Origin of the sequence: Nocardia mexicana NBRC 108244, assembly GCF_001613165.1 — a bacterium.
Lineage (GTDB): Bacteria > Actinomycetota > Actinomycetes > Mycobacteriales > Mycobacteriaceae > Nocardia > Nocardia mexicana.
Window position 1 is genome coordinate 1 of the sequence record NZ_BDBV01000099.1, and the last position, 22,681, is coordinate 22,681.

Genomic DNA, 22,681 nt, shown 5'->3' on the forward strand with positions numbered 1-22,681 from the left:
GCGACGCCGGAGGCGGCGCCACAGATACAGTTGGTGCGTGCCGATCTCACAAACGCTCGCGAGGCTGGCTGGTGCGTGCGTCCTGGCGGCCGTGCTCATCGCCGGGCTGATGTTCCCGATCGCCGGCGGTTTCGGGTATGTGTCCAACCGTGCCGCCGACGCGGTCGACAACGTCTCCGCGGAACTGGTGGAGGGCAATGCGCCCGCGGTGTCGACGATGGTGGACGCCGCCGGGAACCCCATTGCCTGGCTGTACGAGCAGCGCCGCTTCGAAGTGCCCAGCGACAAGATCTCCAACGACATGAAGCTGGCGATAGTGTCCATCGAGGACCGCCGCTTCGCCGAGCACGGTGGTGTGGACTGGCAGGGCACGCTGCGCGCCTTCCTCACCAACACCTCGAGCGGCGAGGTGCAGCAGGGCGCCTCCACCATCGATCAGCAGTATGTGAAGAACTTCCAGCTGCTGGTGGTGGCCAAGACGGACGCCGAACGCCGCGCCGCGATCGAGACCACGCCGGCCCGCAAGCTGCGCGAGATCCGGATGGCGCTGACGCTCGAGAAGGAACTGACCAAGGACGAGATCCTCACCAGGTACCTGAATCTGGTGCCGTTCGGCAGCGGCTCCTACGGCATCCAGGACGCCGCCCAGACCTACTTCGGCGTCGACGCCAAGGATCTGCGGCCGCCGCAGGCCGCGATGCTGGCGGGCATGGTGCAGAGCTCCTCGAAGCTCAACCCCTACAACAATCCGCAGGGCGTGCTGGATCGCCGCAATACCGTGCTGGACACCATGATCCAGAACATCCCCAGCCGCGCCGAGGAGTTCCGGGCCGCCAAGACCGAGCCGCTGGGCGTGCTGCCCGAGCCGAAGGGCCTGCCGCGCGGCTGCATCTCGGCGGGCGACCGCGGCTTCTTCTGCGATTACGCGCTGCAGTACCTGGCCAATGCGGGCATCAGCAAGGAGCAGATCGACAAGGGCGGGTACACGATCCGCACCACCCTCGATCCGGCCGTGCAGGAGTCGGTGAAGGCCGCGGTGTCGGGGGTGACCAAACCGGATCTGGAAGACATCGCGCAGGTGACGAGCATCGTCGGCACCGGGCAGGATGCGCATCCGGTACTGGCCATGGCCTCCAGTCGCACGTACGGGCTCAGCAGCGAGGGGCACGAGACCGTGCAGCCGCAGCCGTATTCGATGGTGGGCGACGGCGCCGGGTCGATCTTCAAACTGTTCACCACCGCCGCCGCCATGGAAAGGGGGCTGGGCATCAACGCCCAGCTGGATGTGCCGGGGTTCTTCTCGGCGAAGGGCATGGGTAACAGCGGCACGCCCGGCTGTCCGCCGGAGACGTACTGCGTCAAGAACACCGGCAACTACCGGTCGCCGATGTCGGTGACCGAGGCGCTGGCGCAGTCGCCGAACACCGCGTTCGTCAAGCTGATCCAGGACGTCGGGGTGACGCCGACCGTCGATATGGCGGTGCGCCTGGGCATGCGGTCGTACGCGGCGCCCGGCACCTCCGGCCACGGCAACCAGAGCCTGGCCGACATGGTGAAGCAGCAGAACCTCGGCTCGTTCACCCTGGGCCCGTTCGGGATAAACCCGCTGGAGCTGTCCAACGTGGCCGCGACCCTGGGCTCGGGCGGCAAGTGGTGCCCGCCCTCGCCGATCCGCGAGGTGGTCGACCGGGGCGGCAAGCAGGTGCCGCTGACCCAGCCGTCATGTGAGCAGGTGGTCGAGCCCGGCCTGGCGAATACGCTCGCCAACGCGATGAGCAAGGACGATGTCTCGGGTACCGCCGCCGGTTCGGCGCGGGCCGCCGGCTGGAGTGCGCCGCTGTCGGCGAAGACCGGTACCACGGAGAGCCACCGCTCCTCGGCGTTCCTCGGCTTCACCAACTCGCTGGCCGGTGCGTCCTACATCTACGGCGACTCCCCCACGCCGGGCGAGATCTGCTCGTTCCCGCTGCGCAGCTGCGGTGACGGCAACCTGTTCGGCGGTAACGAACCGGCGCGCAGCTGGTTCGACGGCATCAAGCCGGTGCTGGATCGTTTCCCGCCGCCGGGCTTGCCGCCGCTGGACGACAAATACGTGCGGGGAGCGAACAATTCGCAGATTCCCGACGTGGCCGGAATGTCGGAGTCCGAGGCGCGGTCGGCCCTGATCGGCGCCGGGTTCCAGGTGTCGATGGTGACGGTGCCCGCCATCCCCGCGAAGGGCACGGTGGTCGGCACTTCGCCCAGCGGCTCGGCGATTCCGGGCGCGATGATCACGGTCAATGTCAGCGACGGCACGCAGCGCGAGGCGCCGCAGCCGGGTCCGGCGCCGCTGCCGAACATCCCGGGTCTGCCGCCGCCACCGCGGCTGCCCCCGATCCCGATTCCCATCCCGATTCCGCGCTGATCGACGGACGACCGGGCCCGCTACCCCTTTCGGGTAGCGGGCCCAGTTGCGTATTCGGTGCCGGACCGGCAGGGCAGCTGCGTCGCCGATGCCTCGAGCCGGGCGGCTAGAGGCGGGCCTTCACCGCCGCCGAGATGCGCGAGCCGTCGGCGCGACCGGCGGCCAGTCCGGTGGCGACCTTCATGACCTGGCCCATCTGCTTCATGCCGGGCCGGGCGCCGGTTTCCTGGGCGACCTGGGCGATCGCCGTGTCGGCGACGTCGGCGACCTCCGCGTCGGTCAGCGGTGTCGGCAGGTATTCGTCGATGATCTCTTCCTCGGCCCGCTCGTTGGCGGCCAGTTCGCCACGCCCGGCCTGCTCGTAGACCACGGCCGCCTCATTGCGCTTCTTGGCCTCCTTGCCGAGCACGGCGAGCACGTCGGCATCGGTGAGTTCGCGCGCCTGCGACCCGGCGACCTCGGCGTGCTGAACGGCGGCCAGCAGCATGCGCAGGGTGTTGGTGCGCAGCGAATCCCTGGCCTTCATCGCGGTGGTGAGATCGGCACGCAGCTTCGATTTGAGTTCCGACATGCGCTCACGGTAGCCCGAAGATGGTGTGGGAGCCGCTGGATTTACGCCACGCCCAACCGTGTCCCTGTGCGGAATCACACTCGGTGTTCGTCACAGTGGTCGCCTATTCTGAGCGAATGCCCGTCTTCTCGTCCCCAGTACTCCGACGAGCCGCGCTGGGCACCGCCGCAGCAGGTGCCGCCGGGATCGGATATGCCTCGCTGATCGAGCGCAACGCCTTCGTGCTGCGGGAGGCGACGCTGCCGGTGCTGCAGCCGGGGTCGGCGAGCCTACGGGTGCTACACATCAGCGATCTGCACATGACTCCCGGCCAGCGGCTCAAGCAGGCCTGGGTGCGCGAACTGGCCCGGCTGGAACCGGACCTGGTGGTCAATACCGGCGACAATCTGGCGCATCCGCGGGCGGTCCCCTCCGTCGTGCAGCCGCTGACCGAGCTGCTGTCGCGGCCGGGCATCTTCGTCTTCGGCAGCAACGACTATTTCGCGCCGGTGCCGAAGAACCCGCTGAAGTACTTCGACAAGAACCACAAGCGTGTGCACGGGGCCCCGCTGCCCTGGCAGGATCTGCGCGCGGCGTTCACCGAGCGCGGCTGGCTGGACCTGACCCATGTGCGCCGCGACCTGGAGGTCGCCGGAATCAAGATCTCCACCGCCGGCGTCGACGATCCGCACCTGAAGCGCGACCGCTACGACACCGTGGCGGGCAGCCCCAATCCGCTGGCGGAACTGAGCATCGGACTCACCCATTCGCCGGAGCCGCGGGTGCTGGACCGCTTCGCCACCGACGGCTACGACCTGGTGCTGGCCGGACACACCCACGGCGGGCAGCTGTGCCTGCCGGGCTTCGGCGCTCTGGTCACCAACTGCGGCATCGATCGTTCCCGCGTGAAGGGCGCCTCCCGCTGGGGCGCCCACACCCGGCTGCACGTGTCCGCGGGCCTGGGCACCTCGCCCTGGGCGCCCTACCGTTTCTGCTGCCGCCCGGAGGCGACGCTGCTGACCCTGGTCGCGGGTCCGCCCGAGCGCCCGATTACCGACACCGGCCACGGGGTATCGGAATCGGAGGCGGTTGCGCGCTAGGGTGACGCGCCGAGCGGAACTCCAGGCAGGGGACGAGGGTTGAACAGCGGGTTCGAACAGCGGCCGAACGATCCGAATGCGGTGAGCGGACCCGGCACTCGGCCACCGGCCGGTCGATCCGACATTCCACGGCCGGACCCCGCCCGCACCGAGGCGATCAGGCAGGGGGTCGAGCCCCCGCGCTCACCTGTCGCCCCCCGCGACGACTCCGCGCGCACCGAGGCGATCAGGCAGGTTCCGGATTCCGGGCGGTCGCCGTCGTCTCCGGGAAACCCCCGTGACGATGCGGCGCAGACCGAGGCGATACCGCATATCGACCGAGTTCCGCGGGAGCCGGAGGCCGATCGAGCGCACGCGGCGAATCCGCCCGGGCAGCAATCGAATGCGGGGACCGGCTGCCCGGCATCCTCCTCCGGCCCGCCCGCGGAGGACGAGACGGCGCAGACGGAGGCGATCAGGCGCACCGACCCCCTTGCCGGGATACACGATCCAGGCAGCGAAGGGCCGACGAATCCAGCTGCGGCGCAACCCGATATCGGATTTCGCCCGGGTGGACCGGCGGAATCCGGTTCGGCGTTACCGGGTCCGGCCTGGCAGGACTGGGCGCAGCCCGGCGCGGGGCCGGACGCCTTGCTGCCGCCGGAATCTTTTCCGCAGCATCCCACTTCGCCACGGGCCACTCCGTGGCAACAGAACAGCCGTACGAATCCCGTTGCGCAGCAACCACTGTCACCGCCGGGATCGGCCAGGACCGGGCCGCCGCAGCTCGAACAACCCTGGCACTTCGGCCCTCCCGCGGAAACATCTGCCCCACAACAGAATCCGGCGTGGGGTCCGGGTGGACCCAAACATCCGCCGACGTCCACCTACGAGATCCCGCCGTTCGATTCCCTGCGGGCCGCCCCCACCCGGCGCAACCGTATGCCGTGGGTGTTCGCCGGTGTCGGCGCGGCGGTCGTCGTGGCCCTCGCCGTGACCGTGGCGCTGATCGTGGCCGGGAAGAATTCGCCCGATTCCGGTTCGACGGCGGGCGGCCCCTCGATGGTGAGCGCCCTCACCACCGGTAAGGGCACCCCCGCCCCGAGCAAGCCCCCGGCGACCAAGCCGGCGCCGAGCGGTGCCGCGGTCGCGCCGCTGGTCCCGGGTTACCAGGTGGTGGCCATCCCCGAGCGCGGCGCGGCCTACGACGCGCCACCGGAGTGGAAGATCGACCCGCGCGGCACGGCCGTGTGGGGTCATCCGCCGGAGGCGGTGGAGATCGCCGGGCTGACGCAGGACGGCAAGGACTACTGTCAGCCGCGCTACACCCGCACCAACACCTTCCTGACGATGTCGCCGCAGGCCGAACCGGCCGCCGCCGCCGCTGATGTCGGGACCCGAATGGCCAAGGTCGGCTGGCCCTCGGTCGCGGCCGCCACCCCCGGCCCGGCCGAGAACCTCACCTCGCTGGACGGCCAGCTGCAGGGAGCATTCGTCGAGACCACCGGCAACGCCCCGCCGCCCGCCCCCGGCTGCGCCGCGACCTTCTCGGTCTTCACGTTCGCCTTCCCGAGCGAGAACGGCAACTTCGTGATGACCATCGCCGCCGACACCGGCGTCCCCCAGGCCGTGGACAAGGCGACCGCCAAGCAGGTCCTGGCCAGCATCCGCCCCCTCCCGGACCGGTGACCAGCCGATTTAACGTCCGCGCCGCCCCTGCTGTAAGCTACGACAGGTTCTCATCACGGGGTGTGGCGCAGCTTGGTAGCGCGCCTCGTTCGGGACGAGGAGGTCGCAGGTTCAAATCCTGTCACCCCGACTCGTGTGTGGAGACACGACAGGGCCCCTGACCAGAAATGGTCGGGGGCCTTACTCGTTCTCGCATCGGGCACGCCGCCGCGATGGCCCGGGCGCTCGAGGCCCGGCCATCGCGTGATTGCGGCAGCTGGATGCGGTGTGGCTCAGCGGATTCGGAGTTTGCGCATGAGGCGGAGGGTGAGGAGGGTGGTCTTCAGCTGCTTGTCGTAGGGCATGCCTGCGCGGGCGGCCAGGACCTGCTTCTTCTGGACGCCCACGTTGATGGTGTCGGTGTACTTGAGCAGGCCCGCGTCGCCGTGGCGGGTGCCGACGCCGGACTGCTTCACGCCGCCGGACGGGGTGACCTTGGCCGAGTAGGTGGCCACGAAGCCGTCGTTGATGTTGATGTTGCCCGCCTCGAGCTTGTCGGCGATTCGGTTGGCGCGCTCCAGGTTCCGGCTCCACACGCTGGCATTGAGGCCGTAGGTGGTGGCGTTGGCCTGCTGGATCGCCTCCTGCTCGTCGGAGTAGCGGTACACCGTCACCACGGGGCCGAAGGTTTCCATGGTGGCGTGCGTCATGTCCGAGGTGACGCCGGTCAGCACGGTCGGCTCGTAGAAGGCCGGTCCGAGATCCGGACGCGCCTTTCCGCCGGTCAGCACGGTCGCGCCCTTGGACCGGGCATCCTCCACATGCGAGGCGACCCGCTCCATCTGATCGACCGACACCAGCGAGCCGAACTCCGGCGCGTAGTCGTAGGAGGCGCCCGCTGTGGCGCCCAATTCCTCTGCGGCGGCGACGAATCGGCGGAGGAACTCGTCGTAGATCCGATCGTGGACGTAGATGCGCTCGATATGCATGCACGCCTGACCCGAGTTGCCGTATACGGCGAAGACGGTGCTGGGTATGACCTCGTCGAGGTTCGCGTCGTCGAGGACGATCATCGGATTCTTGCCGCCCAACTCCAGGCTGCAGCCGATCAGGTGGCGCCCGGCCTGCTCGCCGATCGTGCGGCCGGTGGCGGTGGAGCCGGTGAACATGACGTAGTCGGAGTTCTCGATCAGCGTCGGCCCGACGTCCGGCCCGGTCCCGCAGACCACCTGCACCAGACCGCGCGGCAGCCCCGCCTTGTGCAGCAGTTCCACCCCGAGCAGCGTGCACAGCGCGGTCTTGTTGTCCGGCTTGAGCACCACGCCGTTGCCCGCGATGAGCGCCGGAGTCGAGTCCGACATCGAGATGGCGAACGGGAAGTTCCAGGGGGCGATCACCGCGACCACACCCTTGGGCCGATGCTGCTCGGTCGAGGTGGTGATGAACGGCATCGCCCCGCCGCGCCGCTCCGGCTTCAGCACCTTCTCGGCCGTCTTGAGGTAATGGCTGATCACCATGGGCGGATCGCACGATTCCTCGATCGCCATGCGCCGGGTCTTCCCACAGCCGATCTGGATCAGATCGGCGATGGTCTCGATCTCGGACAGGATCAGCTCGTGCGCGCGCTCGAACACGGCCAGCCGCTTCGACACCGGCCAGCTCGCCCACTCCCGCTGTGCGGCACGGGCATTCGCGGCCGCGGCGGCGACGTCCTCCGGCGAGGACTGCGGCAGCTCGCCGACGACGGCACCGGTGTACACCTCGATCATCTCGTACGGTTCGCGCTTCTCCCCGGCGGTGCCCGCGGTCACCATCGCGGTCAGCCGGTCGATGAGCGTCTTCGTGATCCGCGGCGGCAACGTGGTCGCGCCGCTGTGCGTAGTTGTCTCCATCAGGATCTCCCTAACTTGCCGCCCCGTGACGGCGGTCACCATGCTCCAAACTAGAACACGTTATTGTTATGGACAATGTTGAGGGGTAACTTCGTCCCCGATACGCAGGCAGAGCCAGGACGAAAGAGGGTCGGCGATGACGACGGCAGCCACTGAAACCGGTAGCAATACAGAACCCCACGCGCTGATCGAGCGGCGCGGCCACACGCTCATCGTCACCATGAACCGCCCAGCGGTCCGCAACGCGCTGTCCGGCGAGATGCTGGAGCTGATGGTGCAGGCGTGGGACACCGTCGACAACGATCCGGAGATCCGCTCCTGCATCCTCACCGGTGCGGGCGGCGCGTTCTGCGCCGGTGCGGACCTGAAGGCGATGACCAAGCAGGATCCGGGCAAGAACATGAGCGAGGGCGGCGGCTTCGACCCGACGTACATGCCCGGCCTGCTCAAGGGCCGCCGCCTCACCAAGCCGCTGATCGCCGCGGTCGAGGGCGCCGCCATCGCGGGCGGCACCGAGATCCTGCAGGGCACCGATATCCGCGTCGCCGGGGAGAGCGCGAAGTTCGGCGTCTCCGAGGCGCGCTGGAGCCTGTTCCCGATGGGCGGCTCGGCGGTCCGGCTGCCGCGGCAGATCCCGTACACGATCGCCGCGGAGATCCTGCTCACCGGGCGGCACATCCGCGCCGCCGAGGCCAAGGAGATCGGCCTGATCGGCCACGTCGTCCCCGACGGCACCGCCCTCGACAAGGCCCTGGAGCTCGCCGAGCTCATCAACGCCAACGGCCCGCTGGCGGTGCAGGCGATCTTGAAGACCATGCGCGACACCGAGGGGCTGCACGAGGAGGACGCCTTCAAGATCGACGCCAAGCTCGGGCTGGAGGTGTTCCGCAGCGCGGACGCCAAGGAGGGCCCGCGCGCGTTCGCCGAGAAGCGCAAGCCGAACTTCACCGGCCGCTGACCCGCGGCGGCCGCGATGCCCCGGCCGGGAATGCTCCCGGCCGGCGCACCTGTTCCGAGACGGACCGAAAGTCACCTTCATTCGGTGGGCGAATACCGGACGAGTTGCGACTCTCCCGAGGCCAGACCGACTGGGGCACATATTCATTCGGTGGGCAATTCCCGAATGAATGTGACACTCACGAGACGAGACCAGCTGGGGGACAGATTCATTCGCCGCGCGTGTCCGTGGTCACGGTGGGTTTCACCATGCGGGCGATCTGCTTGCGGAGCAGACCGGGCACGAAGCGGCGAGCCAGCCAGAGTGGCCGGGCGGGGCCCGGGAAGACGAACAGCGGGGACTTCGGGTTGGCGACCGCCTTCTCCATCGCGTCCACCACCTTCTCGGGCGCCATGCCGCTGCTGCCCGCCAGGATCGCCGGGTCGACGGAACGCACGCCGTCCAGGAACGGGGTTTCCACGTGCGGCGGGCAGATCGCGATCAGCCGCACGCCGCTGCCCGACAGCTCCAGCGAGAGCGCCTCGGCGTAGCAGACCACCGCGAACTTCGAGGCCGAGTACCCCGCCAGTCCCGGCGACGGCAGCCATCCGGCGACGGACGCGAACAGCACCACCGTGCCGGATCCCGCGGTGCGCATCGCGGGAATGACGGCCTGGCAGAGATGGACGGTGCCGAGGTAGTTGATGTCCATCATCCGGCGCATCTCCGAAGGGTTCTGGGCCAGAGTCGAACCCACGCGGCACAGCGCGGCGGCGTGCACCAGGTGCTCGATCGGTCCCAGTTCGGCGCGCACCTTCTCCACCACCGCGGCCACCGCTTCCGAATCGGAGACGTCGCAGGTGTAGGTGGTCATATTCGGTGAGCGACGGGCGGTTTCGGCCAGTCCGGTCTCGTTCACGTCCACCGCGGCCACCCGGTATCCGGCCGCGGCCAGGCGGTGGGCGACGATGCGGCCCATACCGCTCGCCGCCCCCGTCACCAGTGCTGTCTTGGTCATCCTGCCTCCTGTATCGACTCCGCGTTTCCGGCGGCCGGATCTCCGTCTCGGCCCCGGCATTCGCCGCGGTGGCGGTGGGTCGGGTTGCTCATCGGATCTCCGTGGCGTCCTCGAAAGCCATGCGCAGCAGCCCGATATGACTGGTGAACAACGCGCGTGCGGGTAAGCCGAGGCCGCGCATCTCGTCCGCGACCGGGTGGTCGCCGAGCTCGATCCGGGTGCCGCCCAACCGCATTCGCACATGCGCCGGATTCATCACCCACGGCGTAGCGCGGAGCACGCCGTCGCGGTGGGTATAGGTCTGCATCGAGGCGCCGCCCAGGCCCGCGGGCGCGGGTATCCCGCCGCCGCTGTCCAGCGCCACCACCAGGCGGTCGTCGAGCCGCACCTCGCACCGCTTGCCGCGGCCCTTCGGCACGATCCGGATATCGGCCATCTCCTTGGGAAAGCCCCAGAGTTCGCGGCCGACGGCGCAGGTGAAACTCTGATTCACCGGCAACCAGCGGATATAGGCGCCGGTGCTGCGCCGACGGCCGGGTACCTGGGCGAGCAGCGAGAACGCGAACTCGTGATAGGGACCTAGGTCGGTGTCGAGGTGCCGCATGAAGGCGAGCGCGCACAGCGCACGGCCCGCGAAACGCACCGGCTCCAGCCCCGTCCCGGCCAGGAGGCCGCGCGCAGCCGCCGGGTCGACCGGGAACAGGCTCGAACAAGCCTCGGCGGAACGCACCTCGACCGGGACCCGGATCTGCTCACCGAGAATGGAATGCACCTGCGCCATCACCTCGCAATTAGAACACGTTCTAGCATGATCGGGTCCGGATTCGGCGTCCGGAATTCGGTCGAAAGGTCCCACTGAGCGGGAGTTGAAGGATCGATCCCGGGGACCGCGTTCCCCCTCGCCATCCAGGCGAACGCCGAGATCGGTACAAGGGTCACCACTCGATTCGAGCGTTCGCTGGAATGACGGGGCGGGCGCCGCCGCGCTGGCCGGTCGACCCGGGTCGATTCAGCCCGCCTCGTGGTCGGGGTCTCGGCTCGCCGCATGGTCTTTCGCCCACCGGTAGTCCGGCTTGCCGCTGGGCGTACGCCCGACCACACCGACGACCCAAATCTGCCGGGGCAGTTTGTATCCGGCCAGGTGTTCGCGAACATGCGCCTCGAGCGCGGCGAAGTCCACCGGCTGCGTGCCGTGCCCGGACACCACCGCGGCGACCTGCTGGCCCCAGCGTGCGTGCGGCACCCCGATCACCACCGCGTCATAGATCGCGGGGTGGGACTTCACCACCGCCTCCACCTCCTCGGTGAAGACCTTCTCGCCACCGGTGTTGATCACCATGTTGCCGCGGCCCAGCAGCGTGATCGCACCGTCCGCCTCGACGCGGGCGCGGTCGTCGGTGACGACGATGCGCACACCGTCCACGGTGCGAAACAGCTTGTCGGACTTGGCCTGATCCTTGTAGTAGCCGAGCGGGACGTTGCCCCGCTTGGCGACCCAGCCCTCTTCCCCCGGATTCACCTGGCGGCCGTCGTCGTCCACCACCATGGCCCCGCGGCCGGTCTGCACCCGCGGCCCGCGCGCCGGATCGTCGTCCTTCTGCGCGAATCCGATACCGCCGAAACCGGTTTCGGACGAGCCGATGGAATCGGTGACGACCGTGTGCGGAAGCAGTTCCAGCAGTTCGTTCTTCACCGGTTGCGACAGCAGGGCCGCGCCCGATCCGATCGCCAGCATCGACGAGGCGTCCACGGGTGCCGCCCGGTAGGCGTCCACCAGCGGGCGCGCCATGGCATCCCCGGTGATGACCAGCACATTCGCCCGTTCCTCGGCCACCACCCGCCAGGTCCGGGCCGGATCGAAACGCGGCTCGAAGATCACGGCGTTGCCGGACCACAGGGCATTGAAGGTCGGCATCATGGCGGCGGCGTGGATCAGCGGCGGCAGCACCAGCCACCGGCTCGGATCGCCCTGCGCACCGGTGCGGGACTGCTGGTACTCGTCGGCGACCGGCTCACCGGTGTAGAAGTCGATGCCGCCGCCCAGCACCCGCCACATGTCCTCCTGCCGCCACATCACGCCCTTGGGCATCCCCGTGGTGCCGCCGGTGTACATCATGAACAGGTCGTCGGCGGTGCGTGGCTCGAAATCGCGTGCGGTAGACGATGTTTCGAAGGCACGCCGGTACGGCACCGAACGGCACGGCAGCTCGTCACCGCCCTGGTCGTCGTCGACCACGAGGGCATACCGGATCGAGGGCACCTGTTCGAGCACCGTGTCGACGACGGGTGCGTAGCAGCGATGGTGCACCAGCGCCTCGAGGTCGGCGTTCTCGTACACGTAGCGCAGTTCTTCCGCGCCGTAGCGGTAGTTGATGTTGATCGGCACCGCACGCACCTTGAAGCACGCGATGAGCGTCTCCATCGTCTCGATGCTGTTGTGCATCTGGAATCCGACGTGGGCGCCGGAGCCGATGCCCGACGCGGTCAGATGGTGGGCGAGCTGGTTGGCGCGACTTTCCAGTTCCCGGAACGTCACTCGGCGCCCGCCCTGGATCACTGCCACTCGATCGGGCATGGCGTCGACGGCGTGCTCGAACAGGTCGGCGAAGTTGTTCGGCATGATTTCTGCTCTCTGGCTGGGATTTACACGGCGCGCACTACACGACCGTGAGCGGTAGCGAACGACGGTCGGTGAAGGCGAAGTCGGCGCCGGTGCTGAACCGGGTGACGGCCACCTCGGGCGCCTCCGCGAACGGCGTTGCGGCCGCGGTGATCTCCGCGACCAGGTCGTCCCCGTCGGTGTGGACCCGGGTGCGGAAGTGCGGATCGACACCGCGGACCATGGCGTCCAGCGGTGCCGGATGATCGGCATCGATCAGCGCGGGCCAGCCCCCGTCCGCCACACCGGGGCAGTCGCGGGACAGTCGCAGCACCACGCTGTCGTGATAACCGGTGATGTCGACGGCGGTGTAGGACAGCGGGTTCCACGCCGGGTGCAGTCGCAGCACCTGTGCCAGTGCGGCGAAGTCGTTGCCCAGGCCCAGGGCCTTGCGGATGCGCTCGGAGGTCAGCCCGGCGATCCCGGTGAACTGTTTGCGCGCGATGTCCTGCGCCGCCGCGGAATCGGTACGCTCCCGCACGGCGATCAGGAATCCGAGGGTGAGCAGATGCTGCTGCAGGCACACCTCGTCGGCCATCCGGATCAGCGCGGACCGCGAGAAGTCGCCGAACCGCAGATCGCTCAGCAGCGGTCCGGCGTAGTCCGATTGCCCGGGGTCGGCGGGATCGATCGAAGCCAGCTCGAGGCGCGCGGCCGCCGACGCCGCGATCCGTTCGGTATTCGCCGGTATCGGTGGCGGCTCGTGGGACGCATCGATGGTGACGGTCCACGCACACACCGGATTCCGGTCCGCGGGAACTCGCGGCGGTCGATGGATCGGACGCACCTGGGCCAGCGGATTGGTCGCGAGGGCGGTCGCGTCGAAGGTCGGATCCTCGATGGTGTGGCACATCGCCACCACGAAGTCCTCCCCCATCGGCTCCACATCCGCGAGTGCGCCGCAGTGGTCGAGCCAGAACTCCCCGTGATCGTGATCGTCCACTCGGAACCGGAAGTCCATGAACTGCGGCGGCGCCCCGATATCGAGCTGCAGGCCCTTGAAGATCGTGACGACTCCGTCGCCGGGGATCCGCAGTGCCTCGCGCATCCGCCGCGTGTAGACGGGGCTGGCCAGCTGCCATTCCTCGATGGCGATCTCCGCCATGCCATCCCGGCCGAAGGCCGCGATCGAGTGCGCCATGCCGGAGCGGTCGATGAGATGCCCGCACAGCAGCAGCTCCGGCACCAGCACGGCCAGCCGGTCGCGGGACAGTTCGGCGAATCGCGACGACATGCCGGTCACCACAGGGGAACCGGGGATTCCCCGACGCGATACCACCCCGGTAGCGGATCCTTCGAGGTCGACCGCTCGATGCGCTTCTGCATGCCCGGGGACAGCGCGTTGTCGGTGATCATGTCCATGAAAAGCGCTGCGACATTGCCGAAGTCGAAGAAGTCCCGCTGCCACGACCACTGGAAGTCGCCGCCGTAGCGAAACCAGCTGCCGCCGATGCCCTCCGGGCTGTAGTGCCGTCCGTCGGCACGCTTTCCCTCGTTGATCTGCTTCCAGAGGCCGATCACGGAACCGCTGCGATCGTCGACGACGAATTCCTGATAGGGATACGTCCACCCCTCCAGCCCTGCCATTTCCTGGCCGAGCGCCAAATCCCGGATCTCGTCGCGGCCGACGGCCATGAACTCCTGGGTGGGTCCGTAGTTCCAGCCGTAGGTGGCGTCCTCGGTGTACATCTGTGCCAGCGGTCGCCAGTCGCCGGCGTCCTCACAGCGTTTGTTCTCGTCCACCCAGCGGCGGACCATCTCGTCGAGCTCGTCACGGGAAAAGCCGGGCATGTGAATGTCCTTCGGTCTCAGGGCTGTTGGTTGTCGTCGACGATCGTCAATGCCTGGGTCGGGCAGTACCGGACGGCGTCGCGGGCCGCCTCCAGGTCGTCACCCGGATCGGCGCGCAGGACCTGCACCTTGCCGTTCTTCGGCACCGTGAACACGGCGGGCGCCTCGTCCTGACAGACGGCGTGGCCCTGACACAGATCGAGGTCCACCTCGATGCGCATCACCGATCCCCCTCTCCGGCGTCCGAATTCAGTTCCCGCAGTGGCGCTTCGGGCTGCACCTCGACCAGCACCAGATGCGCCCCGCGCGGCGCGGCGGCCACCGTGACCACGGCGGCGGCGATATCGGAGGCGCGCAGGAAGTACGGGTGCCGCGCGAAACCGAAGCGCACCCACTCCTCCAGCATGGGGCCGACCACCTCGGGAGCGCCGTTCATGCCCATCGCGGTCTGCGTCGCGCCGGGCCGCACGATCGAGGCGCGAACGCCGGTGCCCTCCAGTTCCATTCGGAGCTGGTGTGCCATCGCCTCGAGGCCGGTCTTGGCCGCGTTGTACGCCCCTACACCCGGCCGCGGGCGGTCGGCACAGTCGGATCCGATCACGATGAAGTCGCCGCGGCGCCGGGCGATCATCCCGGGGACGACCCGGTGCGCGAGTCGCTGCGCGCCGACCAGGTGCACCTGCACCTGATGCAGGAACGTGTCGGGTTCCATGTCGTAGGCGTGCCCGAATTCCAGGTCACCGGCGCCGGACACGACTATTTCGGCCGGACCCAAGGCCTTTTCGGTAGCGGCCACGAACTCGTCCACCGAGTCGCCGTCCGCCACGTCGAGCCTGTATGCGAAGGCCTCGCCGCCATCGGCCCGGATCTTCTCCGCGAGTTGTTCACAGACATCCACACGCCGGGCCCCGAGCGCGACGGGATAGCCCTGTTCGGCGAGGGCGACGGCGGTGGCGGCGCCGATGCCGGAGGAGGCGCCGGCGATCAGGGCCGGGCGCCGAGCGGGATGGGGTTCGAATCGCGGCATCAGATTTCGGCCTTCCGGAGAGAGTCGGGACGGGAGAGGGCGCGCGACATCACCGGGCCTCCACGGAGACAGGCAATTTCGCGAAGCCGCGGACGTTCGTGGAGTGCACCCGCTCGATCCCCGATTCGTCGATTCCGTACGCCCGCACTCGATCGGCGAACTCGCGCAGGGCGATTCCCGCCTCCAGCCGTGCGAGGTGTGCGCCGAGGCAGAAGTGCACCCCGCGCCCGAAGCTGACCAGCCCGCCCTTGTCGGCTCGCTCGATGTCGTAGCTGTCGGAGTGGGCGAACACCTCCTCGTCCCGGTTCGCGGAGCCGACCAGCAGCAGTACCTTGTCCCCGGCGGGGATGGTGCCGCCGTGCAGGTCGATGTCGACCGCGGCGGTCCGGGCGAGGATCTGGCTGGAGGTGTCGTAGCGCAGCGTCTCCTCCACCCAGTGGCCGACCAGCTCCGGATTTCCGGCCACCTTCGCGTATTGCGCGGGATCGACTGCGGCCCAATACAATGCGTTGCCGAGCAGTTTCGTGGTGGTCTCGTTGCCGGCCACCACCATCAGGAACAGGAAGCCGATGATCTCGTCGTCGGCGAGCTTGTCCCCGTCGATCTCGGCGTCCAGCAGCGCGGAGGTCAGATCCTCGGTGCGGGCGCGACGGCGCTGCGCGAGCATGTCGGCGTAGTACCCGACCAGGTGCAGTGACGCCTCCATGGCGGGCACCGGGACGTCGAGCACGCCGTCCTCGCGATGCATCACCTGGTCGGCGAGTCTTCTGATCTCGGCGCGGTCGGGCTCGGGGACGCCCATCAGCTCCGAGATGACGTCCATCGGCAGCTTGCCCGCGAAATCGTCTATCCAGTCGAAGCTTTCACCCGCCAGCGCGGGCTCGAGGTGCTGCAGCGTCAGTTCACGAATGCGATCGGTCATCTCGGTGACCCGCCGCGGCGTGAATCCCTTGTTGACCAGTTGCCGCATGCGCAGGTGGCGTGGATCGTCCATCGCCAGGAACGACATGGTCTTGTGCGCGTGCGGACCCCAGGCCGCCGGATCCAGCGACACCCCGTTGGCGCTGGACAGGCGCGCATGGTCGCGGAAGCCGTTGACCACGTCCGCGTGCCGCGACAGCGCCCAGAACCCCAGCTCCGGATTGTGATACAGCGGCGCCTCGGCACGCAGGCGGCGGTACACCGGGTACGGATCGTCGTGGAACGCGTAGTCGTAGGGGTCGAAGGCGAGCGGCTCCACCGACGCCGACGCACTGGCCGATCCGGTCATCGCCACCACCCCACATTCGAGAACGAGTTCAGCCGTTCGCAGCGGCCCCGGGCAGCCACGAAAGACACATAGCTGGACATGTGTCTGGACGGTACCACCACTGCCGCGCGCCGACAACGAGTTCGAGGTATTTTTCGATGCATCCCCAAACTGCGAAGCGTCCCGCACACAGACTCCGAGGCACGACTCCGGCGCGCGACGAAGATCGACATAACTGAAACAAGTTCTTGCGCCATCGACCGCCGCGAACCTATAGTCCGTACACGTGTCCAGACAGCATGGGAGCAACCGATGAGCAGGCTCGTCACCACCGACAGCTCGCCGCTGTTGATCGGCGGCAAACTGGTGCCGGGCGGCGCCGGGGTGTTCTCGACGATCAATCCGGCGACCGGAGAGGTGCTGGGACAGGCGGCAAACGGCGACACCGCGGATATGGATGCGGCCATCGCGGCCGCCCGTGCCGCGTTCGACGACACCGAATGGTCCCGCGATCACGCGTTCCGGGCGAGATGTCTGCGGCAGCTGCGCGATGCGCTGCGCGGCCATATCGAGGAACTGCGGGAGGTCACGATCGCCGAGGCGGGCGCCCCGCGCATGCTCACCAGCGGCCCGCAGTTGGAGGGGCCGATCGGCGACCTCGGGTATTTCGCCGATCTGGCCGAGAGTTACGAGTGGGAAACCGATCTCGGCAGCGCCGCACCGATGGGCATCAAATCCGCCCGGCGGCTGCGCCGGGAACCGATCGGCGTGGTCGGCGCCATCACGCCGTGGAACTTCCCCCATCAGATCAATTTCGCCAAGCTGGGACCGGCACTGGCCGCGGGCTCGACCGTGGTGCTCAAGCCCGCGCCCGATACGCCCTGGTGTGCGGCGCTGGTCGGCAAGGTCATCGCCGAGGAGACCGATATCCCGGCGGGGGTCGTCAATATCGTCACCTCCGACGATCACGCCCTCGGCAGCCAGCTGGTCACCGATGCGCGGGTGGACATGATCTCGTTCACCGGGTCCACCCAGACCGGGCGCGCGGTGATGGCCGGTGCCGCGGCGACATTGAAGAAGGTGTTCCTGGAACTGGGCGGCAAGTCGGCGTTCGTCGTGCTCGACGACGCCGATATCGCCGCCGCCGCAAGCTATGCGGCGTTCTCGGTATGCGTGCACGCCGGTCAGGGCTGTGCCCTCACAACCCGGCTGCTGGTACCGCGCGCCTCCTACGACGACGCGGTCGCGGCGGCAGCCAAGGCCATGCGCGGAATCGCGCCGGGCGACCCGAACGAGCCCGGAACCGTCTGCGGCCCACTAGTTTCCGAACGGCAGCGCACCCGCGTGGAGCGCTACCTCGACATCGCACGCGCCGAAGGCGGAACGATCGTGGTCGGTGGCGGCCGCCCCGAGGGTCCCGGCTGGTTCGTCGAGCCCACCCTGATCACCGGACTGCCCAATACCTCCACCGTGGCCCAGGAGGAGATCTTCGGCCCGGTACTGGTGGTGATCCCGCACGACGGTGACGACGACGCCATCCGGCTCGCCAACGAATCGGCCTACGGGCTGTCGGGTGCGGTGTGGGGCACCGACCCCGACCGCATCCGCCACGTCGTCAACGGGGTGCGCACCGGGACGCTCGGCGTCAACGGCGGCGTCTGGTACTCCGCCGACGCGCCGTTCGGCGGCTACAAGCAGTCCGGCATCGGCCGGGAGCTCGGCGTCGCCGGGTTCGAGGAGTATCTGGAGACCAAGCTGATCGCGACCGCGGAATAGCCGTCGAACAACCCTGCCGCAGAGGAGTTTTCATCATGGCCCGCTTCACCGGACGATCCGCGATCGTCACCGGCGCCGCCCAGGGCATCGGTGCCGCCTACGCCAAGGCTCTCGCCGCAGAGGGCGCCGAAGTGGTTGTCGCCGATCTCAATTCGGAGAAGGGCGAGGCGGTCGCCAAACAGATCACCGCCGACGGCGGGAACGCCGTGTTCCACACCGTCGATGTCTCCGATCCCGAATCCGCCACCGCCCTGGCGGAATTCACCGTCGACCGGTTCGGTCGCATCGACCACCTGGTCAACAACGCCGCCATCTACGGCGATATGAAGCTCGACCTGCTGCTGACCGTCCCGTGGGACTACTACAAGAAGTTCATGAGCGTGAACCTCGACGGCGCGCTGAACATGACCCGCGCCGTGTGGCAACCGATGTCGAAGGACGGCGGCGGGTCCATCGTCAATCAGTCCTCCACCGCCGCCTGGCTCTACTCGGGCTTCTACGGCCTGGCGAAGGCCGGGATCAACGGCCTCACTCAGCAACTGGCCACCGAGCTCGGCGGTTCCGAGATTCGGATCAACGCCATCGCCCCGGGGCCCATCGACACCGAGGCCACCAAGACGGTCACGCCGGGCACCATCGTCGAGGACATGGTGCAGCGACTGCCCTTGAAGCGCATGGGAACTCCGGACGACCTCGTCGGCGCCTGCCTCTACCTGTTGTCCGACGAGGCGAGCTGGGTGACCGGGCATATTCTCAACGTCGACGGAGGGCAGATCTTCCGATCATGAGCGACACCGAATTTCGCGTCGGGTTCATCGGCCTCGGCAATATGGGAGCGCCGATGGCCGAGCGTCTGCTGGCCTGGCCCGGCGGGCTCGTGGTCTGCGATGTGCGGCCGGAGGCGACGGAAACCTTTACCGCGCAAGGCGCCACGGCCGCGACCTCCGCCGCGGACACGGCCGAGCGGGCGGCCGTGATCTCCGTGGTCGTCCTCGACGACGATCAGGTGCGCAGCGTGATCACGGGCCCCGGCGGCGTCCTGCAGACGGCCGAACCCGGCACCGTCGTCGCCGTGCACTCCACCATCAGCGACCGGACCGCGGTGGAGCTGGCCGACGAATGCTCCGAGCGGGGAGTGGAATTCGTCGACGCGCCGATCAGCGGAGGCGCCCCGGGCGCCAAGCGCGGCAAGCTCGCGGTGATGGTCGGCGGCAGCGATACCGCCTTCGACCGGGTCCGCGCGCCGTTCGGGTGCTGGGCGGATCTCGTCGTGCACGCGGGCGCGGTGGGCGCGGGCACCCGGATGAAGCTGGCACGCAACCTGCTGCACTTCGTGGCCTTCACCGCCGCGTCCGAGGCGCAGCGGCTGGCCGAAACGGCCGGACTCGATATCACCGATCTCGGCAAGGTGGTGCGCCACTCCGACGCGATCACCGGCGGTCCCGGCGCGATCATGCTGCGCGACACCACCGCACCGGTGCCACCCGACGACTTCTGGTACTCGATCCTCGGCCACGTCCGCGACCTCGGCGAGAAGGATCTGTCGCTGGCGCTGGCACTCGGCGAGCGGCTCGGAATCGATCTCCCCCTGGCCCGCATCGCCCTCGAGGGTCTCGGCCCCGGGCTCGGGGTCGGCACCGGTGATATCGCAAAGGAGCAGGGATGAGCGAGCGAGCAATCGACACAGCCACGAGCGTGCTCGTGCCGGAGCCGAGCGTCAGCGAGGTGGAGGCATGAGCACGAACGAGCACGGCGAATCGGCCGCCGAGCGCAGGCAGCGCGGCCTGAAGAAGATGTCCGAGGTGTACGGCTGGGAGTTCTCCGACGGCCCGGGCGCCCACTTCGCCGCCACCGCCGACCACCTGTTCGCCGACATCTGGTCGCGCCCCGGCCTGTCCGTGCGCGACCGGCGGCTGCTGCTGCTCGGCGCGCTCACCGCCCAGGGCGCATTCGACGTCGCCGAGATCCAGCTCGGTGCGGCGCTGCGCAACGAGGAACTCACCGACGACCAACTCCACGAGATCGCGCTGTTTCTGTGCCACTACGTCGGCTGGCCGGCCGGTACCACGCTCGACGGCGTGGTGGGCAAGGTAGTCGGACAGCAGCGCAAGGCCGAGCGGAAGTCCCGGCCAGCGGGTGAGGGATGACGATCGGGCACCCGGGCGAGCAACGATGAGATGGCACCGGACAATCCAGCCGAGCAAGTGAGGAACAGCAGACGATGACCGAGACCCCCACCGTGCGCCCCGCGCGCGCCGCCACGATCACCACCTGGGACTTCGAGGCAGACGTCGTGGTCGCAGGCTACGGCGTCGCGGGCGCGGCCGCCGCCATCGAGGCCGCCCGAGCGGGCGCCGACGTGCTGGTGCTGGAGCGCACCGGCGGCTGGGGCGGCGCGGCCGCGCTGTCGGGCGGGTTCATCTACCTCGGCGGGGGAACCCCGCTGCAGCGGGCGCTCGGATTCGATGACACCCCGGAGAACATGGAGAAGTTCCTGGTGGCCGCGCTGGGCCCGGGCGTGGACAAGGCGAAGATCCACGACTACTGCCAGGGCAGCGTCGAACACTTCAACTGGCTTGTCGCCCAGGGTGTTCCGTTCAAGGAGGCGTTCTGGGGCGAGCCCGGCTGGGAGCCGCCGCACGACGAGGGCCTGATGTACTCCGGCGGCGAGAACGCGGCCCCCTTCAACGAGCAGATCCCCCCGGCGCCGCGCGGCCATCTGCCTCAGATGGAGAACAAGCGCACCGGCGAAAAGGGCGGCGGCTACATGCTGATGAAGCCGCTGACCGAAACAGCCGAAAAGCTCGGTGTGCGTGCCGAATACGACATCCGCCTGCAACGCCTGGTCACCGACGACGCCGACCGCGTGGTCGGCGTCGTCGCGAAACGCTATGGCAAGCAACTGAATATCCGCGCCCGGCGCGGCGTGGTGCTGGCCACCGGCAGCTTCGCCTACCAGCAGCAGATGATCGAGGGCTATGCGCCGCGCCTGATCGGCCGCCCGGGCGCGGCGATCGAGGAGCACGACGGCATCGGCATCCGCATCGCCCAGGCCCTCGGCGCCGACCTGGCCCACATGGACGCCACGGAGGTCGCCATCTTCGGCGATCCGCAGCGGATGGCGCGCGGAATCCTCGTCAACGGGCGTGGCCAGCGCTACATTCCGGAGGACACCTATCCGGGCCGCATCGGGCAGGCCACCCTGCTGCAGCAGGATAACCAGGCCTTCCTGATCCTCGACGAGGAGGCGCTGGAGGCGGCCGACGCGACCGAGACCTCCACGCCGTTCTTCCGGCAGCCGCCCACCTGGGTCGCGGAGTCGGTCGAGGAACTGGAGGCCGAAATGGGTCTGCCCGCAGGTACTTTGCAGTCCACCGTCGAGATCTACAACCGGCACGCCAAGGACGGGGTCGACCCGGTACTGGGCAAGAAGCCGGAGTGGGTCAAGCCCGTCGGCACCCCGCTCGCGGGGTACGACATGCGCGGCTTCACAGCGGGATTCACCCTCGGCGGCCTGCGCACCGATCTCGACTCGCGCGTACTGCACGTCTCCGGCGAACCGATCGAGGGACTGTACGCCGCCGGGCGCTGCACCTCCGGCATCTGCGCGGGCGGCTACGCCAGCGGAGCCTCGCTCGGCGACGGCAGCTTCTACGGCCGCCGCGCGGGCGTGGCGGCGGCAACCCAGGAAGCATCCCACACCCCTGCTGCGGGGAACTGAAAGGACCACGGGCCCATGCGTTTCGGCATCGTCTTGTTCACCAGCGACCGCGGGATCACCCCCGCCGCGGCCGCGAAGGCCGCGGAGGAGCGTGGCTTCGCCTCGTTCTTCGTGCCCGAGCACACCCACATCCCGGTGAAACGCGAAGCGGCACATCCGACGACCGGCGATGCCAGCCTGCCCGACGACCGCTATATGCGCACCCTCGACCCGTGGGTGGCGCTGGGTACCGCCGCCGCGGTCACCGAGCGCATCGAATTGTCCACCGCCGTGGCGCTCCCCGTCGAACACGATGTGATCACGCTCGCCAAGTCCATCGCGACGCTCGATCACCTGTCCGGCGGGCGGGTCAGCCTCGGTGCCGGATTCGGCTGGAACACAGACGAACTCGCCGATCACGGAGTGCCCGCCAACAAGCGGCGCACCGTGCTGCGCGAGTATCTCGAGGCCATGGACGCCCTGTGGACCAAGGAGGAGGCGGCCTACGACGGCGAGTTCGTGAAGTTCGGGCCCAGCTGGGCGTGGCCGAAACCGGTGCAGCGGCACGTGCCGGTGCTGATCGGTACCGCCGGGACCGAACAGGGCTTCCGCTGGATCGCCCGCTCGGCCGACGGCTGGATCACCACGCCCTACGAGCAGGCGACTCTGCTGGAACGGCTGGCCCTGCTGGCCAAGGTCTGGCAGGACGCGGGCCGCAGCGGGCGGCCGCGGGTGGTCGCCCTCGATGGCAAACCGGATCCGCAGCGCCTGTCCGAATGGGAGGCGGCCGGGGTTACCGATGCGCTGTACGGACTGCCGGACAAGCCCGAATCCGACGTGCTGGCCTACCTCGACCGGCTCGCCGCCAAGCTCGCCCCGCTCGGGTTGACTGCCTGAAAAGCCTTATTTCCCTGTCTGTTTCGACCACCGG

20 protein-coding genes and 1 tRNA gene are annotated in these 22,681 nt (G+C 68.7%); 11 read left to right on the top strand and 10 right to left on the bottom strand.

Translation table 11 applies throughout. The features are described from left to right. Positions 1-37: 37 nt before the first annotated feature. Positions 38-2,404 (top strand): penicillin-binding protein, encoded by a 2,367-nt coding sequence (locus NM1_RS33160; protein WP_174556944.1) that lies wholly within the window; start codon positions 38-40, stop codon positions 2,402-2,404. A gap of 106 nt (positions 2,405-2,510) precedes the next feature. Here the strand turns inward: NM1_RS33160 and NM1_RS33165 are convergent, their stop codons facing one another. After that, the gene (locus NM1_RS33165) at positions 2,511-2,975 is read right to left on the bottom strand and encodes a GatB/YqeY domain-containing protein (RefSeq protein WP_068029268.1); all 465 of its coding nucleotides are present in this window, start codon (positions 2,973-2,975) and stop codon (positions 2,511-2,513) included. 116 nt (positions 2,976-3,091) lie between these two features. Between NM1_RS33165 and NM1_RS33170 the strand changes: the two genes are divergently transcribed. The 3 genes from NM1_RS33170 to NM1_RS33180 all read left to right on the top strand — a co-directional run bounded on the left by NM1_RS33170 (position 3,092) and on the right by NM1_RS33180 (position 5,852). Continuing rightward, on the top strand, positions 3,092-4,054 hold the full coding sequence (locus tag NM1_RS33170; protein ID WP_068029271.1) for a metallophosphoesterase: 963 nt from the start codon (positions 3,092-3,094) through the stop codon (positions 4,052-4,054). Between the two features lie 921 nt (positions 4,055-4,975). Beyond that, entirely contained in the window at positions 4,976-5,722 is a 747-nt protein-coding gene (locus NM1_RS33175) for a DUF8017 domain-containing protein (RefSeq protein WP_068029274.1), read from the top strand. A 56-nt stretch (positions 5,723-5,778) separates the two neighbouring features. Continuing rightward, positions 5,779-5,852: transfer RNA gene (locus tag NM1_RS33180), tRNA-Pro, on the top strand. A gap of 142 nt (positions 5,853-5,994) precedes the next feature. Here NM1_RS33180 and NM1_RS33185 read toward each other — a convergent pair. Then, entirely contained in the window at positions 5,995-7,593 is a 1,599-nt protein-coding gene (locus tag NM1_RS33185) for a succinic semialdehyde dehydrogenase (protein WP_068029277.1), read from the bottom strand. A 136-nt stretch (positions 7,594-7,729) separates the two neighbouring features. Here NM1_RS33185 and NM1_RS33190 point away from each other — a divergent pair, with 136 nt between their 5' ends. Continuing rightward, complete coding sequence (locus tag NM1_RS33190; RefSeq protein ID WP_068029279.1) at positions 7,730-8,551, top strand: crotonase/enoyl-CoA hydratase family protein; 822 nt, start codon at positions 7,730-7,732, stop codon at positions 8,549-8,551. Positions 8,552-8,759: 208 nt separating this feature from the next. Here NM1_RS33190 and NM1_RS33195 read toward each other — a convergent pair whose 3' ends face one another. From NM1_RS33195 to NM1_RS33230, 8 genes are all read right to left on the bottom strand, one after another. Further along, positions 8,760-9,548, bottom strand: a complete 789-nt coding sequence (locus tag NM1_RS33195; RefSeq protein ID WP_068029282.1) for an SDR family NAD(P)-dependent oxidoreductase — start codon at positions 9,546-9,548, stop codon at positions 8,760-8,762. An 88-nt stretch (positions 9,549-9,636) separates the two neighbouring features. Continuing rightward, positions 9,637-10,320: an acetoacetate decarboxylase family protein gene (locus NM1_RS33200; RefSeq protein WP_211339448.1), complete on the bottom strand. Its 684-nt coding sequence runs from the start codon at positions 10,318-10,320 to the stop codon at positions 9,637-9,639. A 237-nt stretch (positions 10,321-10,557) separates the two neighbouring features. After that, a complete protein-coding gene (locus NM1_RS33205; protein WP_068029288.1) occupies positions 10,558-12,168 on the bottom strand; it encodes an acyl-CoA synthetase in 1,611 nt (536 codons plus the stop codon). Positions 12,169-12,205: 37 nt separating this feature from the next. Beyond that, the gene (locus NM1_RS33210; protein ID WP_068029378.1) at positions 12,206-13,441 is read right to left on the bottom strand and encodes a hypothetical protein; all 1,236 of its coding nucleotides are present in this window, start codon (positions 13,439-13,441) and stop codon (positions 12,206-12,208) included. Positions 13,442-13,446: 5 nt separating this feature from the next. Continuing rightward, complete coding sequence (locus NM1_RS33215; RefSeq protein WP_068029290.1) at positions 13,447-13,998, bottom strand: nuclear transport factor 2-like protein; 552 nt, start codon at positions 13,996-13,998, stop codon at positions 13,447-13,449. Between the two features lie 17 nt (positions 13,999-14,015). Continuing rightward, on the bottom strand, positions 14,016-14,219 hold the full coding sequence (locus NM1_RS33220; RefSeq protein WP_068029293.1) for a ferredoxin: 204 nt from the start codon (positions 14,217-14,219) through the stop codon (positions 14,016-14,018). Beyond that, a complete protein-coding gene (locus NM1_RS33225; RefSeq protein WP_068029296.1) occupies positions 14,219-15,025 on the bottom strand; it encodes an SDR family oxidoreductase in 807 nt (268 codons plus the stop codon). The genes NM1_RS33220 and NM1_RS33225 overlap by 1 nt, the downstream gene beginning before the upstream one ends. A gap of 49 nt (positions 15,026-15,074) precedes the next feature. Continuing rightward, entirely contained in the window at positions 15,075-16,295 is a 1,221-nt protein-coding gene (locus tag NM1_RS33230) for a cytochrome P450 (RefSeq protein ID WP_068029380.1), read from the bottom strand. 291 nt (positions 16,296-16,586) lie between these two features. Between NM1_RS33230 and NM1_RS33235 the strand changes: the two genes are divergently transcribed. The 6 genes from NM1_RS33235 (at position 16,587) to NM1_RS33260 (ending at position 22,647) form a co-directional block, all read left to right on the top strand. Then, entirely contained in the window at positions 16,587-18,050 is a 1,464-nt protein-coding gene (locus NM1_RS33235; protein WP_068029299.1) for an aldehyde dehydrogenase, read from the top strand. A 35-nt stretch (positions 18,051-18,085) separates the two neighbouring features. Continuing rightward, a complete protein-coding gene (locus tag NM1_RS33240) occupies positions 18,086-18,838 on the top strand; it encodes an SDR family oxidoreductase (RefSeq protein WP_068029302.1) in 753 nt (250 codons plus the stop codon). Next, the gene (locus NM1_RS33245) at positions 18,835-19,716 is read left to right on the top strand and encodes an NAD(P)-dependent oxidoreductase (RefSeq protein WP_068029305.1); all 882 of its coding nucleotides are present in this window, start codon (positions 18,835-18,837) and stop codon (positions 19,714-19,716) included. Before NM1_RS33240 ends, NM1_RS33245 begins: the two co-directional genes overlap by 4 nt. Before the next feature lie 67 nt (positions 19,717-19,783). Beyond that, positions 19,784-20,197 carry a carboxymuconolactone decarboxylase family protein gene (locus tag NM1_RS33250; RefSeq protein ID WP_068029308.1) on the top strand — a complete coding sequence of 138 codons (414 nt, stop codon included), beginning with the start codon at positions 19,784-19,786 and terminating at the stop codon, positions 20,195-20,197. A 74-nt stretch (positions 20,198-20,271) separates the two neighbouring features. After that, entirely contained in the window at positions 20,272-21,771 is a 1,500-nt protein-coding gene (locus NM1_RS33255) for an FAD-dependent oxidoreductase (protein ID WP_068029311.1), read from the top strand. 15 nt (positions 21,772-21,786) lie between these two features. Next, complete coding sequence (locus NM1_RS33260) at positions 21,787-22,647, top strand: LLM class F420-dependent oxidoreductase (protein ID WP_068029314.1); 861 nt, start codon at positions 21,787-21,789, stop codon at positions 22,645-22,647. Positions 22,648-22,681 lie beyond the last annotated feature (34 nt).

What these genes read in the sequence shown, in the direction of transcription:
- NM1_RS33240 (WP_068029302.1), top strand. Translation starts at nt 18,086, where the DNA reads ATGGCCCGCTTCACCGGACGATCCGCGATCGTCACCGGCGCCGCCCAG.
- NM1_RS33250 (WP_068029308.1), top strand. Translation starts at nt 19,784, where the DNA reads ATGAGCACGAACGAGCACGGCGAATCGGCCGCCGAGCGCAGGCAGCGC.
- NM1_RS33245 (WP_068029305.1), top strand. Translation starts at nt 18,835, where the DNA reads ATGAGCGACACCGAATTTCGCGTCGGGTTCATCGGCCTCGGCAATATG.
- NM1_RS33220 (WP_068029293.1), bottom strand. Translation starts at nt 14,219, where the DNA reads ATGCGCATCGAGGTGGACCTCGATCTGTGTCAGGGCCACGCCGTCTGT.
- NM1_RS33205 (WP_068029288.1), bottom strand. Translation starts at nt 12,168, where the DNA reads ATGCCGAACAACTTCGCCGACCTGTTCGAGCACGCCGTCGACGCCATG.
- NM1_RS33185 (WP_068029277.1), bottom strand. Translation starts at nt 7,593, where the DNA reads ATGGAGACAACTACGCACAGCGGCGCGACCACGTTGCCGCCGCGGATC.
- NM1_RS33190 (WP_068029279.1), top strand. Translation starts at nt 7,730, where the DNA reads ATGACGACGGCAGCCACTGAAACCGGTAGCAATACAGAACCCCACGCG.
- NM1_RS33260 (WP_068029314.1), top strand. Translation starts at nt 21,787, where the DNA reads ATGCGTTTCGGCATCGTCTTGTTCACCAGCGACCGCGGGATCACCCCC.
- NM1_RS33215 (WP_068029290.1), bottom strand. Translation starts at nt 13,998, where the DNA reads ATGCCCGGCTTTTCCCGTGACGAGCTCGACGAGATGGTCCGCCGCTGG.
- NM1_RS33175 (WP_068029274.1), top strand. Translation starts at nt 4,976, where the DNA reads ATGCCGTGGGTGTTCGCCGGTGTCGGCGCGGCGGTCGTCGTGGCCCTC.
- NM1_RS33225 (WP_068029296.1), bottom strand. Translation starts at nt 15,025, where the DNA reads ATGCCGCGATTCGAACCCCATCCCGCTCGGCGCCCGGCCCTGATCGCC.
- NM1_RS33170 (WP_068029271.1), top strand. Translation starts at nt 3,092, where the DNA reads ATGCCCGTCTTCTCGTCCCCAGTACTCCGACGAGCCGCGCTGGGCACC.
- NM1_RS33235 (WP_068029299.1), top strand. Translation starts at nt 16,587, where the DNA reads ATGAGCAGGCTCGTCACCACCGACAGCTCGCCGCTGTTGATCGGCGGC.
- NM1_RS33165 (WP_068029268.1), bottom strand. Translation starts at nt 2,975, where the DNA reads ATGTCGGAACTCAAATCGAAGCTGCGTGCCGATCTCACCACCGCGATG.
- NM1_RS33195 (WP_068029282.1), bottom strand. Translation starts at nt 9,548, where the DNA reads ATGACCAAGACAGCACTGGTGACGGGGGCGGCGAGCGGTATGGGCCGC.
- NM1_RS33230 (WP_068029380.1), bottom strand. Translation starts at nt 16,295, where the DNA reads ATGACCGGATCGGCCAGTGCGTCGGCGTCGGTGGAGCCGCTCGCCTTC.
- NM1_RS33255 (WP_068029311.1), top strand. Translation starts at nt 20,272, where the DNA reads ATGACCGAGACCCCCACCGTGCGCCCCGCGCGCGCCGCCACGATCACC.
- NM1_RS33210 (WP_068029378.1), bottom strand. Translation starts at nt 13,441, where the DNA reads ATGTCGTCGCGATTCGCCGAACTGTCCCGCGACCGGCTGGCCGTGCTG.